Source organism: Nocardia sp. NPDC056100 (genome assembly GCF_042266325.1).
In the GTDB taxonomy this organism is placed as follows: Bacteria; Actinomycetota; Actinomycetes; order Mycobacteriales; family Mycobacteriaceae; genus Nocardia.
This window is the reverse complement of record NZ_JBHJVY010000001.1, coordinates 1,812,785-1,827,090: the sequence shown is the minus strand read 5'-3', so window position 1 is coordinate 1,827,090 and position 14,306 is coordinate 1,812,785. Positions and strand designations below refer to the sequence as shown.

The window sequence follows — 14,306 nt, the reverse complement described above, 5'->3', positions numbered from 1 at the left end:
CGTCATCGCCCTCCCCGCCACCCACGCGGGGCCAAATATAGGCGGCCGCGCCCCCGCCACGGTGAAACCCGCCTATCTGGGGGCGTGCGGGTAAGCGCGCCGCACGCCCGACGCCGGGCGTGCGGCGCGACTAACCTCGACAGGTGTGTCGAACCGAAGTCCACGCGAGCCCGGTGCGGCAGGGCCGTGGACGGCGGTCGATATCCCCGATCTGACCGGTAGGACGGCGGTGGTCACCGGAGCGAGCGCTGGGCTCGGAGCCGAAACCGCGCGCCAACTCGCCGCTCGTGGCGCGCGGGTGGTGCTGGCCTGCCGCAGCGTGGATAAAGGGGAGTACGTCGCGGCATCGATCCGGCAGCGGAGTCCGGACGCCGAATTATCGGTGGTACAGGTGGATTTGGCGTCGCTGGCATCCGTGCGCGGCGCGGCGGCTCGGCTGCGCGAGCGATTCGATCGGGTCGATCTGCTGGTGAACAACGCGGGCACGCTGTTCCGCGATGGGCCGCACAAGACCGTGGACGGTTTCGAGCCGACGTTCGCGACCAATCATCTGGGCCATTTCGCTTTCACCGGACTGCTTTTGGATCTGCTGACCGCCGCACCGGCGGGCAGAGTGGTGGCGGTCAGCAGTCGCGCGGCCGGTTATCGGCGTACCGTCCTGGATCTCGGTGACCTCACCTATGAGCGGCGCGCGTACAAACCGATGTTCGTCTACGGGCAGTCCAAACTCGCGAATCTGCTGTTCGCCTTCGAATTACAGCGCCGGCTCACGGATGCGGGCGCATCGCTCATCGCGCTCGCCGCCTACCCCGGGGTCGCGGATTCCGATTTCAACAAGAACCTCGGCGGAACGGCACGGTTTCTCGCCAGACCCGAAATGCGCTGGTTCTCCCAACTTCTCACCCAGACCACCGCGATGGGCGCATTGCCGACATTGCGAGCGTGCACGGATCCGTCGATGAATGGCGGCGACTACATCGGGCCCAACGGCCGGTCCAAGGGCCATCCGGTCCGGCGCGAGCCCGCTCCGCGGGCGCTGGATCGGCAGCTGGCAACCGATCTCTGGGCGGAATCCGAACGGCTGACCGGTGTGGTCTATCCCTTCCCACTCCCTTGAAGGCATATCCGCGCACAGTCTGTTAACGTCCCGTCTCAGTTCTAATGGCGTGAATTCGATTGGGGCAAGGCATGATTAACGGTGGTCCGACTGTCAGGTCGACTGGCGCGCGAGATAGCGGAGAGCCGAGCGCCGCACCGGCACCTGCCCCGCGCAACCCCAGGACGATGTGGCTGGTCGGCGGGGCGGTCGCCGCCGTACTGCTGATCGGTGGCGTTATCGCCGTCGTCGTCACCAATTCCGATTCCTCCTCCGATAAGCCCGCGGCCAAGACGATCACCGAACTGCCCGATCAATGCAGCCTCATCTCCCCGGAAACCCTCTCCGCCATCGCCCCCGGTGCGGGCTGCCGCACACAGGCGTTCACCGGTAGATCGATTTCGGTATCCCCGACCTGGACGGTGGAATCGGGCCGGAACGATCCCACCGCGATCAACGTGACGCTCACTCGCACAACCGAACCCAAGCGCATGTACGACGACGCCAAGGGCGCGGTCGACCTGTTCAATTCCGCACACGACATCCAGATCTCGAACCCGCTCCAGATCGGCAACGCGGCACAGGTCAGCGGCGGCAGATCCCGCATCAACCCCGCACTCTTCGAAGCCCGCGCCATCGGCCGCCTCGACAACGGCGCCGTCGCAACCGTCACCTTCACCTCCGGCATCGACGCGTCCACCGCAGTGGAAGGCGCCTCCCGAGCCCTATCCGACGCACTCGGAAAGCTCCACTGACAAGATGGCGAACGCGGGTGGCAGGCGCGAAAAGAAGCCACCGTTCGACAAACTGGTGCAGCCCAGGGATCACTTCCTGCGCCTGATGCAGGAACTCGACACCACCGCGCGTGTGGTCGGGAAAAGCCGCAGGGAAATCGCGGCGGCGGTCCATACGAGCCCCGCGACGCTGGCCAAATACTTTCGCGGCGATCGTGAGATGCCCAACTCGGTGCTGGTCGATATCTGCAATGAGCTGGGTATGCCCAAAGCGTTGGCAAGGAAGATCGCCGCGGCCGTACTGCCCGGGCTGGTGCCGGACGAGACCGGCAGCTGGCCCCCGCGGTTCGCGCCGGGCGATATCGCGCTGCTGGAATCGATTTCGGGTCCCGCCTACTTCGCCAAGAACCCCGAGGGCCGGATTATGGCCACCAATAAGTCGTTCAAGGAGTACTTCCCCTGGATGCCGGTGCCGTCGGAGGGAAATCCCGTCGATATGCCCGTGCAGTTGTTCACCAACCCCGGCGCACGTGAGTCGTTCGGTGACTCCTGGGAGTTGATCGCCGGACGGTCCGCGATGTGGTTGATGATCTTCTGCCCCGCGGTGGTTCCGGCGGAGCGAATGGCGGAGATCTTCGACCTGTGCCGCCGGAATCCCGAATTCGAGAAGATGATGTCGGTCATGCCGACCGAGGCGGAGTTCTCGGACATCGTGCTGTCGGTGAAATGTCCCGACGGGGTGCGCCGCGAGCACGCGGTCAAATCCCTGGGGCAGGACTGGCCCGATCCCGCGGCGTGGAGCCTGCACACCATGACCTGTCTGGAACCATGACCGAATGCCGCCCGGGGAATACCCGGCGGTGGTCGGTGGGTTGGACCGCTGAGGGGATCCCCTGAGATTTCGCAGGTCAACGATGGGTTAGGCTTTGTCGGTTATGAAGTCGGCTTTCCCGGGTCCGGTCGGTGCCCAGACGGTCTACCTCGATCACGCGGCCACCACACCTATGTTTCCGGTCGCTGTCGAGGCGATGACGGCTGTCCTGGGGGCCGGTGGCAATGCGTCGTCGCTGCATGGGTCGGGGCGGGCGGCGCGGCGGTTGCTGGAGGAATCGCGGGAATCGATCGCGGCGGGGCTGGGGGCGCGGCCCTCGGAGGTGATCTTCACCTCGGGCGGGACCGAGAGCGACAATCTGGCGGTCAAGGGGATCTACTGGGCGCGGCGCGATGCCGAGCCGGTGCGCACCCGGATTCTGGTCAGCTCGGTGGAGCATCACGCGGTGCTCGATACCGTGGAGTGGCTGGAACAGCATGAGGGCGCGCAGGTGACGTGGCTGGAGGCCGACGCCGAGGGCGTCATCTCGCCGCGGGTGCTGCGCGAGGCGCTGGCCGCGCATGCCGAGGACACCGCGCTGGTGAGCGTCATGTGGGCCAACAACGAGGTCGGAACCGTGCAGCCGATCGCCGAATTGGCGGCGGTGGCACAGGAATTCGATGTGCCCATGCACAGTGACGCGGTGCAGGCGGGTGCGCAGCTGCCCATCGATTTCGGCCGGAGTGGTTTGGCCGCAGCGAGTTTCGCCGGGCACAAGGTCGGCGGACCGCACGGTGTCGGCGTGCTGCTGCTGGGCCGTCAGGTGTCCGCGGTGCCGCTGTTCCACGGCGGCGGACATGAGCGTGATCTGCGCTCGGGCACCTCCGATGTGGCGGGCGCGGTCGGTTTGGCCGCCGCCATTCGCGAGACGGTCGACGGAATGTCCGCGCGCACAATGGAACTCACCCGGCTTCGGGATCGGCTCATCCACGGTGTGCTCGCACAGGTGCCCGAGGCCATTCTGAACGGGCCCGGCGGCGACCGGCGACTGCCGGGTAACGCCCACTTCACGTTCCCCGGCTGCGAGGGCGATTCACTGCTCATGCTGCTCGATGCCGCCGGGATCGAATGCTCGACCGGATCGGCCTGCAATGCCGGTGTCGCCGGACCCTCCCATGTGCTGCTGGCCATGGGCGTGGAACCGCGACTGGCGCGCGGGTCACTGCGATTCACCCTGGGACACAATTCGACCGACGCCGATATCGACGCCCTGCTGGCCGCGCTGCCGCAGGTCGTGGATCGGGCGAAGGCGGCCGGAATGGCCGGCGCGAAAGGAGGCTTCTAGAGATGCGAGTGCTTGCCGCGATGAGTGGTGGCGTCGATTCCGCGGTGGCTGCCGCGCGCGCCGTCGAGGCCGGACACGAGGTGGTCGGCGTACATCTGGCACTGTCCGCGAACCCGGGCACGCTGCGCACCGGATCGCGCGGCTGCTGCTCCAAGGAGGATGCCGGTGACGCCCGCCGCGCCGCCGATGTGCTCGGAATCCCGTTCTACGTCTGGGATTTCGCGGACCGCTTCAAGGAAGACGTGATCGACGATTTCGTCGCCGCGTACGCCGCCGGTGAGACCCCGAACCCGTGCCTGCGCTGCAACGAGAAGATCAAGTTCTCCGCGCTCGCGGATCGCGCGGTGGCGCTGGGCTTCGACGCGGTTGTCACCGGGCATTACGCCCGCCTCGAGGACGGCGTGCTGCGCCGCGCGGTGGACGAGGACAAGGATCAGTCCTATGTGCTCGCGGTGCTGACCGCCGAGCAGCTGTCCCGCGCCATGTTCCCGGTCGGCGACACCCCCAAGCCGCGTATTCGCGAGGAAGCCGCCGAACGCGGTCTCGCCGTGGCCAATAAGCCCGACAGCCATGACATCTGCTTCATCCCGTCCGGTGACACCCAGGCGTTCCTGGGTGCGAAGATCGGCATTCGCCCCGGCGCGGTGCTCGATGCCGACGGCACCAAGCTCGGCGATCACAAGGGCGTGCACGAGTTCACCATCGGCCAGCGCAAGGGCCTGGGCCTGCCCGGTCCGGCCGCCGACGGCAAGCCGCGCTACGTCACCGATATCGACTCCGAAACCGGTACTGTGCGTGTCGGTTCCGCCGCGGACCTGCAGGTCTGGACGGTGCTGTCCGATCGCGCCATCTGGACCTCGGGTGAAACCCCTGCCGGCGAGATCGAATGCGTCGCCCAGGTGCGCGCGCACGGCGGCACCGCCCCCGCGGTCGCCGAGGCCGTCGACGGCGGTCTCATCGTCCGGCTGCGCGAACCCCTCACCGGTGTGGCGCGCGGTCAGGCCGTGGTGCTCTACCTGCCCGACGCGACCGGTGATCAGGTCATAGGCAGCGGCACCATCACCGGGACCGAGCGCGAACCGCATTCGTACGCAACCGAACTGGTGTCGGATAACGTTCAGTGAGATCGGCCCCGCGGTAGCCGGGGCCGACGTACTGCTTTCCATGTCCCACCCGGTATCGCGGCGTGCATTCGGCTGGAACCCGCGATGTTCCCGGGTATTGCCCGGTGGTAACGTGCGCCGATCCAGGGCCTCGGCCTGTGCCGGTGCGACGTGCCGGAAATCGAATCTGTAGGGCCGAGTGATACGGGGTACGTGGATGAGCGAGATCGAGAGCGGTTCCGGCGTATTACAGGGCGGCATCGCGACCGGCGTCGGTTCGTGGCCGGGCGCGGACCCGCGCGAAGCCGCGGCCACCGTGGTGGGGGAGCTGGCGGCGCTGCCGCATCTGGTGGAGCTGCCGGGGCGAGGCGTGGGCGCGGACATGATCGGCCGCGTCTCGGCACTGCTGGTCGATATGCGCTTCGACAGCACCACGCGCGGCTATCGGCTCGCGGTGCGGCCCGGTGCGGTGTCCCGGCGCGCGAACGATCTGCTGCGCGCGGATATGGACGCGCTCGAAGAGGCTTGGGAGACGGCGGGTCTCGCGGGTAGCGGGCGTCCGATCAAGGTGCAGGTCACCGGACCGCTGACGCTGGCCGCCCAGGTGGAGTTGCCGCTCGGGCATCGCGTGCTCACCGATTCCGGTGCGGTGCGCGATCTTTCGGAATCCCTCGCCGAGGGCGTGGCCGCGCATGCGGCGGAGCTCGGCAGGCGGCTGGGCGCGGATGTGCTGGTGCAGTTCGACGAACCGCTGCTCACCGATATTCTGGACGGCACGCTGCGCGGGGTGAGCGTGCTCAATACCGTGCGCGCCCTGCCGGAGCCGGAGGCGCTGCACATTCTCGACACCGTGATCGACGTGCAGCCGGGTCCGGTGCTGGTGCACACCTGCGCCGCCAAGCCCGCGCTGGGTTTCCTGCGCCGAAGCGGCGCCGCCGCAATCGGATTCGATATGGCGACCATCGGCGTCAAGGATCTGGATCGGGTGGGTGAACTGCTGGACGATGGCAGGCATCTGGTGCTCGGGCTCGTGCCAACGAGCGCCCCGGACAAGCCGGTGACCTGGCGCGAGATCGCCGAACCCGGTGTGCGCCTGATCGATCGGCTGGGTTTCTCCCGCCGCCTGCTGGCCGAGCAGATTCTGGTCTCACCCGCGTGCGGTCTGGCGGGCGCACCACTGTCCTGGGCGCGCCAGGCGCTGACCCTGGCCGTCGAAACCGCCGCCGTCTTCGCCGACGAACCGGAGTCGATCAACTTCGAGTGAGCGGCAACGACTTTCACCCCGGCCCCGGGCCGTCTAGCGTCGACGGTGGCCCGTCTGCCTATCGCGGGCCATGGGTCGCGAAGTTGGGGAGTGGGAATCAGTCATGACCGAAGCAGCAGCGCCGGTGCCGGTTGCCGGGGTAGCCATGACCGCGATCGGGATCGCGGTGGTCCGGGCGCGCGAGACCGAGCGCGCGGACCGGCTGTACAGCGATCCGTTCGCGCAATGGTTCGTCGACGCCGCCAAGCCGAGCTTCGCCGAACGGTGGGATCAGCTCACACCGGTACTGGACCTGTTCTACCCGGCGCGCACCGTGGCCGTGCGGCTGGTCGATGACCGGGTGGAAGTGGCTGTGCGCGAGGGGATTCGGCAGATCGTGGTATTCGGCGCGGGCCTCGATACCCGGGCGTTCCGAATGGATCTGCCCGCGGAGACGCGTTTGTTCGAAGTGGATCTGCCGGAGACGTTCGCCTTCAAGGAGCCGGTGCTGACGCGCGGCGGGGCCACGCCGCGCTGTGAAAGGCATGTGCTGCCGGTCGATTTGCGCGACGACTGGGCGCAAGCGCTACCGGCGCAGGGATTCCGGCCCGAGGAGCCGACGCTCTGGGTGGATGAGGGCGTGCTCGGCTATCTGCATCGGCCCGATGCCCGGCGGGTACTCACGACCCTCGACGAATTATCCGCCCCGGGTAGCCGTTTCGATCTGAGCAGTTTCGCGGTGGACCCGAATAGCGGTGCGTTCCTGGCGCTGCGGCGACTGGTCTCCGGGGCCGATGCGGGTGAGCCCGAGGCGGCCGGTCTGGGCGCGGACATCGAGGAGTGGCTGCACGAGCACGGCTGGGACACCTCGTACCAGACCTGGGCCGAACAGGCCGCATCCGTCGGCCGCCCGGACACCGATGGCGGTCCGGAGACCCGCACCATCGCCGCGATCCGCCGCTGAGGGGTCAGTTGCCGGGATTGCGCTGCTGACGGGACCCGAAGTACGGCCGCACGCCCGGATGCGCGAGCTGCCAATGATCGGGCTTACCCGCCGGATAGGTCACCGGGATCTGATCGCCGACGGCAGGCCACTGGTTGACGTCCCAGGCGAACCGCCCGTACACCTCGTGCGCCACCACCATGGGCCCGGAAATACTGCCGCTGATCGTCACGTACTGCTCACCGGAGGCGTTCGGGAGCGGGCTCACCCCGGTCACGTACAGGAAGCCGGATTCCGGTTCGGCTATCGGCCCGCTGCCCCGGCCGCGCCGGAACATTGTGATGGTCGCGATCAGCGCACCACCGATCACCAGAACGAATAACAGCTGCATGAGCATGGCACCCACTCTAGGCGCGTCCGGCGGCCCGCGCCGCCGGACGGTTGCTGAAGAGTTGCTTTGAATCGGTCCCGATCGCTCAGTGCGGTTGCAGTTCGGAGGTCCCGATCGCGGTGCGGCGCACGCCCCACACCGTGGTGCGCTTGGTCTGCGACCGCCCGTTGCCGCGATCGATCAGCATGCGATTGGCGGTGGTGAACACCAATTGCGCGCCCTGGGTATTGGTTTCGGGATTCTGGAACAGCTGGATGAGGCTGTCCGCGGTCTCGGGCGTGAGATGTGAGTCGATATCGTCGGCGATGAGCACGCCGCCGGTGTCCAGGGCGTCCAGCATGGGCGGCAGCAGGCGCAGCATGGCCAGGGTGGAGCTGGATTCGTCGGTGATGTCGAATGCGGTGTCGATACCCTCGTGCACCAGTCCCAGCCCGACGCCCCGCCGGTTGACCATGCGCGAGTACAGCGCATCGCGCGCGGCGAACAGGTTGGAGAGCTCACGCTGCAACAGCACCACGGTGATGCCGTGCTCGAGGAACAGCTCCTCGGCGTAGCTCGCCGATACCGTGCAGGATTCGATTTCCTTTGTGGTGGTGGCGATATCGTTGTCGAGGTCGCGTAGGTAGTCGCCGTACATGGGATCGTCGCCGGGTAGCAGCAGATCGGTGATGCCCAGATCCGCCGAGCGCAGCAGTGTCAGCAGCCGCACCGCGTGATCGGTGGAGCGCGAGATGTGACTGCCCACCCGGTGCGCGATATCGGCCGGATCGGGCTGCCCGCACTGCACCTCCAGCAGCGATTGGAACCAGCGGTAGGCGGGTACCAGGGGTTCGGCGTACAACTGCCCGGACAGGCTCAGCAGCAAGGCATTCGGGCGTACCAGCGGCACCACCGCGCCCAGTCCGTAGCGCGCGGCCTCGAACATGGGACCGATGCGGATATCCTCGCCCGCGCGCTCGAACACGATGCGCTTGCGATTGTGCGGATGCGAATGCAGCCATTCGGCGCTCACATCGGCGTTGTCGAGCCGGAATCCGTAGGTGTACGGGCAGCCCTCGGCGACGAACTGGGCGATGAATTCCGAAGGGCGGTCCGCGAATCCGAGATGCGGGGTGCGGACCGGACCGGAGAACGGGTCCCAGCCGGTGACGGAGTTGAGCACCGCGTCCCGCATCCGGTCGAGGGCGTCGACGAGGCTGGTCTTGCCGGTTGCGGCAGCGCCGTAGACGGCGGTGACGGGCGCGGCGACCGGGCCGTTGCCGCGGGTGAGCCGCAACTCCTGCGGTTCGGCGAGGGATCGGTGGTTCGCCACCTGAAAACTGCGCAACACCCTGGTCATCCTGCCGGTACGCGGGCGTTAAAGCGACTCGCCCGTATCGGACATGTTTCGCAAGAATGGCTTCCATTGACATGCATCCGAATGGTTGCCTATTATCGAACAGGCAACCCGATGGTTGCATGAAGTGCTCGAGTTCGAATGAGGTGCAGGTGGACGAGGTTTTCAAGGCGCTGTCGGACCCCAGCCGCCGCCGGCTGCTGGACAGTTTGAACGACCGCACCGGCCAGACCCTGCGCGAACTCTGTGCGGAACTGGAGATGACCCGTCAGGCCGTCAGCAAGCATCTGGCGGTGCTGGAGGCCGCGAACCTGGTCACCATTCGGTGGCGCGGCCGCGAAAAACTGCACTACCTCAATGCCGAACCGGTGAACGCCATCGCCGAGCGCTGGATCAACCGCTATGACCGCGGCCGGGTGCACGCCCTGGCCGACCTCAAAACCGCATTGGAGAGCGCCACCATGAGTGAGGAATTCGTCTACACCACGTACATCCGGACCACCCCCGAGCGCCTCTGGCAGGCCCTCACCGATCCGGCCTTCACCCGCCGCTACTGGGGCGCCACCTTCGAAACCGATTGGCAGCCGGGCTCATCCATGACCTGGGAGCAGCAGGGCTGGGTGAGCAAGGATCCCGAACAGGTGATCGTCACCGCCGACCCCTACACCACCCTGTCCTACACTTGGCATACCGTCGACAGGGCGTTCGCCGACCAATTCGGTTTCAGCGCCGAGGATTTCGAGCGGCTTTCCACCGAGCCCCGTTCCACCGTCACCTTCGAACTCACACCCGTGGGCGAGACGGTGAAACTCACGGTGCTGCACAACGGCTTCGGCCCCGAAAGCCTCATGCTCGCGGGTATCCGCGAGGGCTGGCCCGGCATCCTGTCCAACCTCAAGACCCTGCTGGAAACCGGGGAGACACTGCCCGAACCCGCCGAGGACTGAGTCGCCCGGGGCGCTATTCGGCTGCGAGAGCGGCGAATTCGTCGATGAGCGGACCCTGCCGGTCGGCCGCCCACGCCAGGCTCACCTGCCCGTCCGCGATATCGGAGACGGGAATGTAGGTGATATCGGGCCGGGTGTAGAAGGTCGCGACCGACAGCGGCAGAAACGCGATCCCGCGCCCCGCCGCCACGTGTTCGAGCTTCTCCTCGACGCTGCGGTACACCGGCACCGGGGGCCGCTCCGATTCGCCTGCGACAGCACGCCATTCGGGGACTATGTCGAGGTTCTGCAACAGCACGTCCCCGGCCAGATCCGCGATCTCCACCGATTGCTTACCGGCCAGGCGATGTCCGATGGACACCACCACGACCCGAGGTTCGGTGTACAACTCGCGCACGCGAAGTCCGGTGGTGTCGATGGGCGGGCGCACGAAGCCGATATCGACCCGCCCGTCGTGCAGCACCGTGATCTGGTCGTCCCAGGTGGTGCGCACCAGTTCGATATCGAGGCCGGGATGGCGCGCGGCGAGTGCGCGCACCGGCCCGGTGACGATCAGCCCGGGCGTGAATCCCACGGTGAGAGAATCGGTTCCGCGTGCCGCGCGCACGGCCCGGCGCTGTACCGCCTGGGCATCGAGGAGCAGTCGCCGAGCATCGGTGAGTAGTTGTTCACCCGCCGCGGTCAGCACGGTGCCGCGCCGATCCCGCTCGAACAACGGCACCTCGAGTTCCTGTTCCAGGGCGCGAATCTGCCTGGACAGCACCGGCTGAGCGATATAGAGCCGCTCGGCGGCACGGCCGAAATGCAGGTGCTCGGCCACGGCGACGAAATAGCGCAGCTTGCGGAGATCGAGATCGCCCATGATGCCCTCAGGGTATTACAGCGGTGGATATAGGTCTTGGACGGACGACACCGCCCGAGCCGAGAGTGAGAGGACAGTTTCCGATCGAAAGGCACACCCCATGTCCCTCACGGACCAGCACGTAGTCGTCCTCGGCGGTACCTCCGGCATCGGTTTCGCGGTCGCGGCCGAGGCCGCCGAACAGGGTGCGCGGGTCACCGTCGTCTCCAGCCGCGATGAATCGGTGAAACGCGCCCTGGCCGAATTGCCCTCGGGTGCAACCGGTCTCGTCGCCGATCTCGGCGATACGGCTCGGATCGGCGAACTGTTCGAGGAGATCGGCCCGTTCGATCACCTGGTCTACACCGCCGGTGAGGCGCTGCTGCTCTCGCCGCTCGCGGATCTGGATATCGCCGCGGCCCGAAAGTTCTTCGAGCTCAGGTACTTCGGCGTGGTCGCCGCCGTCCAGGCCGCCGCGTCGCGGGTGCGGCCCGGCGGTTCCATCACCCTCACCACCGGTACCGCGAGCCCGCGCCCCGTACCCGGTTCCACGGTGCCGTCCAGCCTCTGCGGTGCGATCGAGGCCCTGACCCGTGCTCTCGCAGTCGAATTGGCCCCGATCCGGGTGAACGCGGTCATGCCCGGCGTCGTTCGCTCCCCGCTCTGGGCGCTCCCGGAGGAGGTGCTCGCGGACTTCTACCGGGACACCGCCGCGAACACGCCGTTGGGCCGCGTGGGGGAGGTGCGAGACATCGCCCGGGCGTTCCTGTTCCTGCTGGAGCAGCCGCACGCGACCGGCAGCATCGTCACCCTCGACGGCGGCGCGGTGCTGGCCTGAGCCGAGGTGGGCGCGAGATCGGATCGCCGATCGCACGCGGTACCGGGCCAAGCCGATCAGCGCGTCAGGCCGTAGGCGTGGTTCGGCCTGATCCGGACCACCGCGCGCCGATCGGCCACCATCGCCCGGCGGTAATCGTCCCAATCGGGATGTTCACCGCTGACCGCCCGGTAGTAGGCGATCAATTCCTCGACCGTGGCGTCATCGGGCTCGGCCGCCACGGGGGACACCTCGGCCTCACCCTCGAGGACCACGTACGACCAGAAGTCGGGACTGCTCACGTGCAGCGCGGCCCAGGGCTCCCGGACGAGATTGAAGTACTTGGCCCGATCGGCGGTGATCGAGATGCGGATCAGCCCGTCGTCCCCGACCCAGTGCGTCACATTCGACTGCTGCGGCCGCCCGTTCTTGCGAATGGTGGTCAGGATCGAGTTGTGCTGCGGGCGCGCGAATTCGATCGCGGTGGCGATGTCCATACCGCGGACAACCCGCCCGCCCGGACCGGTGTTCCCGGTCCCGGATAAATGTCCGCGCGACCCGCGCGACGTGCGGGAATGCTGCGCGAAGGTGTCGGTGGGCTGGGCTAATGTGCAGGTTGTGAGCGAATCGGGCATCGACATCACCCCGGCGAGTGGGGACGAGCGCGTGGCGTGGCAGCAGCTGGCGGAGCAGGTGCGCGATCACCAATTCCGGTACTACGTGCGAGACGCGCCGATCATCACCGATGGCGAATTCGATGAGCTGTTCCAGGCGCTGGTGGCCCTGGAGGAGGCGCATCCGGATCTGCGCACACCCGATTCGCCGACCCAGGTGGTCGGCGGCGGATTCACCACCGAATTCGCGCCGGTGGATCATCTGGAGCGGATGTACTCGCTCGACAATGTGTTCAACGCCGACGAGATGCGCGCCTGGATCACCCGTGTCGAGGTGGAGACCGGAGCCGATACGCATTTCGTCTGCGAGGTGAAGATCGACGGCGTCGCGCTGAACCTCGTCTACGAGGACGGCAAACTGGTGCGCGGCGCGACCCGCGGCGACGGGCGCACGGGTGAGGATGTCACGCTCAATGCCCGCACCATCGACGATATCCCGCACGAGTTGATCGGCACCGACGAGTTCCCGGTGCCCAAACTGCTCGAGGTGCGCGGTGAGGCGTATATGACGCTCGCCGATTTCGAGAATCTGAACGCCTCGATCGTCGCCGAAGGTAAACCGCCGTACGCGAATCCGCGCAATACCGCCGCCGGATCGCTGCGCCAGAAGGATCCCGCCGTCACCGCGCGCCGCCGCTTGCGCATGATCTGCCACGGTTTCGGCCGCACCGAAGGCTTCAGTGCCGCATCGCAATACGAGGCGTACCGGGCGCTGGCGGCCTGGGGGTTGCCGGTATCCGCGCACACGATTCGGGTCCAGGGCATCGAACCGGTGCTGGAGCGCATCGCCTACTGGGGTGAGCACCGGCACGATATCGAGCACGAGATCGACGGCCAGGTCATCAAGGTCGACGATTTCGCACTGCAACGCCGCCTCGGCGCGACCTCGCGGGCCCCGCGCTGGGCCATCGCGTACAAGTACCCGCCCGAGGAAGCCACCACCAAACTCCTGGACATCCAGGTGAATGTCGGTCGCACCGGCCGGGTTACGCCGTTCGCGGTCATGCAGCCGGTGACGGTCGCGGGTTCCACCGTGGCCATGGCGACGCTGCACAATGCCTCCGAGGTGGTGCGCAAGGGCGTGCTCATCGGCGATACCGTCACCATTCGCAAGGCCGGTGACGTTATCCCTGAGGTGCTGGGTCCGGTGGTGGATGCGCGCACCGGTTCCGAGCGCGAGTTCATCATGCCCACGCACTGCCCCGAATGCGGTACCGAACTCGCCCCCGCCAAGGAGGGTGACGCCGATATCCGCTGCCCGAATCAGCAGTACTGCCCGGCGCAGTTGCGGGAGCGGGTATTCCACGTCGCGGGTCGCGGCGCGTTCGATATCGAGGCGCTCGGTTATGAGGCCGCCATCGATCTGCTGAAGTCCGGCGCGATCGAGGATGAAGGCGATCTGTTCGCCCTCGATGAGGAAAAGCTGCTCGGCACAACGCTTTTCACCAATAAGAGCGGCACGCTGTCGCAGAACGGCAAGCGGCTGCTGCAGAATCTGGAATCGGCCAAGGATCGCCCGTTGTGGCGGGTGCTGGTGGCACTGTCCATCCGCCACGTCGGCCCCACGGCCGCACGGGCTTTGGCCTCCGCGCTGGGCAGTATGGACAGCATTCAGGAAGCCACCGATGAGGAGTTGGCCGCCGTCGACGGCGTCGGCCCCACCATCGCGACCGCGCTGAAGGAATGGTTCACCGTCCAGTGGCATATCGACATCGTGGACAAATGGCGGGCCGCGGGCGTCCGCATGGCCGATGAGCGTGATGAATCCATCGAGCGCACTCTCGAGGGCCTGTCCATCGTGGTCACCGGTTCCCTCCAGGACTTCACCCGCGACGGCGCGAAGGAGGCCATCCTGATCCGCGGCGGTAAGGCGGCGGCCTCGGTCTCCAAGAAGACCGCCTACGTCGTCATCGGCGAGGCCCCCGGCTCCAAGGCCGCCAAGGCCGAGGAACTGGGCGTCCCCATCCTCGACGAAGCGGGCTTCAAACGCCTCCTCGAGGATGGCCCCGAAGCGGTCTCGTGATC

Annotated in this window: 14 protein-coding genes; 10 read left to right on the top strand and 4 right to left on the bottom strand. The window is 67.1% G+C overall.

From position 1 onward, the window contains the following. The first annotated feature begins 145 nt into the window (after window positions 1–145). From ACFC0O_RS08450 to ACFC0O_RS08420, 7 genes are all read left to right on the top strand, one after another. Window positions 146–1,117 carry an oxidoreductase gene (locus ACFC0O_RS08450; RefSeq protein WP_375954937.1) on the top strand — a complete coding sequence of 324 codons (972 nt, stop codon included), beginning with the start codon at window positions 146–148 and terminating at the stop codon, window positions 1,115–1,117. Between the two features lie 167 nt (window positions 1,118–1,284). Beyond that, window positions 1,285–1,851, top strand: a complete 567-nt coding sequence (locus tag ACFC0O_RS08445; RefSeq protein WP_375954935.1) for a hypothetical protein — start codon at window positions 1,285–1,287, stop codon at window positions 1,849–1,851. Window positions 1,852–1,855: 4 nt separating this feature from the next. Then, window positions 1,856–2,662 (top strand): hypothetical protein, encoded by an 807-nt coding sequence (locus tag ACFC0O_RS08440; protein WP_375954934.1) that lies wholly within the window; start codon window positions 1,856–1,858, stop codon window positions 2,660–2,662. A 103-nt stretch (window positions 2,663–2,765) separates the two neighbouring features. Further along, window positions 2,766–3,986, top strand: a complete 1,221-nt coding sequence (locus ACFC0O_RS08435) for a cysteine desulfurase family protein (RefSeq protein WP_375954932.1) — start codon at window positions 2,766–2,768, stop codon at window positions 3,984–3,986. Between the two features lie 2 nt (window positions 3,987–3,988). Further along, window positions 3,989–5,110, top strand: a complete 1,122-nt coding sequence (gene mnmA / locus ACFC0O_RS08430) for a tRNA 2-thiouridine(34) synthase MnmA (RefSeq protein WP_375954930.1) — start codon at window positions 3,989–3,991, stop codon at window positions 5,108–5,110. A 196-nt stretch (window positions 5,111–5,306) separates the two neighbouring features. Then, window positions 5,307–6,353, top strand: coding sequence for a methionine synthase (locus ACFC0O_RS08425; RefSeq protein ID WP_375954929.1), 1,047 nt, complete (start codon window positions 5,307–5,309; stop codon window positions 6,351–6,353). 103 nt (window positions 6,354–6,456) lie between these two features. After that, window positions 6,457–7,296, top strand: coding sequence for an SAM-dependent methyltransferase (locus ACFC0O_RS08420; RefSeq protein ID WP_375954927.1), 840 nt, complete (start codon window positions 6,457–6,459; stop codon window positions 7,294–7,296). A gap of 4 nt (window positions 7,297–7,300) precedes the next feature. Here the strand turns inward: ACFC0O_RS08420 and ACFC0O_RS08415 are convergent, their stop codons facing one another. After that, window positions 7,301–7,672, bottom strand: coding sequence for a hypothetical protein (locus tag ACFC0O_RS08415; protein WP_375954925.1), 372 nt, complete (start codon window positions 7,670–7,672; stop codon window positions 7,301–7,303). Window positions 7,673–7,751: 79 nt separating this feature from the next. Continuing rightward, window positions 7,752–9,005 (bottom strand): ATP/GTP-binding protein, encoded by a 1,254-nt coding sequence (locus ACFC0O_RS08410; protein ID WP_375954924.1) that lies wholly within the window; start codon window positions 9,003–9,005, stop codon window positions 7,752–7,754. Window positions 9,006–9,154: 149 nt separating this feature from the next. Here ACFC0O_RS08410 and ACFC0O_RS08405 point away from each other — a divergent pair, with 149 nt between their 5' ends. Then, window positions 9,155–9,949: an ArsR/SmtB family transcription factor gene (locus ACFC0O_RS08405; protein WP_375954922.1), complete on the top strand. Its 795-nt coding sequence runs from the start codon at window positions 9,155–9,157 to the stop codon at window positions 9,947–9,949. Between the two features lie 13 nt (window positions 9,950–9,962). On the opposite strand, the gene ACFC0O_RS08400 is transcribed toward ACFC0O_RS08405, so the two are convergent. After that, window positions 9,963–10,811 (bottom strand): LysR family transcriptional regulator, encoded by an 849-nt coding sequence (locus ACFC0O_RS08400; protein WP_375954921.1) that lies wholly within the window; start codon window positions 10,809–10,811, stop codon window positions 9,963–9,965. Between the two features lie 100 nt (window positions 10,812–10,911). Between ACFC0O_RS08400 and ACFC0O_RS08395 the strand changes: the two genes are divergently transcribed. Further along, window positions 10,912–11,628, top strand: coding sequence for an SDR family oxidoreductase (locus ACFC0O_RS08395; RefSeq protein ID WP_375954919.1), 717 nt, complete (start codon window positions 10,912–10,914; stop codon window positions 11,626–11,628). A gap of 56 nt (window positions 11,629–11,684) precedes the next feature. Here ACFC0O_RS08395 and ACFC0O_RS08390 read toward each other — a convergent pair whose 3' ends face one another. After that, complete coding sequence (locus tag ACFC0O_RS08390) at window positions 11,685–12,104, bottom strand: PPOX class F420-dependent oxidoreductase (protein ID WP_375954917.1); 420 nt, start codon at window positions 12,102–12,104, stop codon at window positions 11,685–11,687. Window positions 12,105–12,225: 121 nt separating this feature from the next. Here ACFC0O_RS08390 and ligA point away from each other — a divergent pair, with 121 nt between their 5' ends. Beyond that, on the top strand, window positions 12,226–14,304 hold the full coding sequence (gene ligA / locus ACFC0O_RS08385; protein ID WP_375954915.1) for an NAD-dependent DNA ligase LigA: 2,079 nt from the start codon (window positions 12,226–12,228) through the stop codon (window positions 14,302–14,304). Window positions 14,305–14,306: the final 2 nt, after the last annotated feature.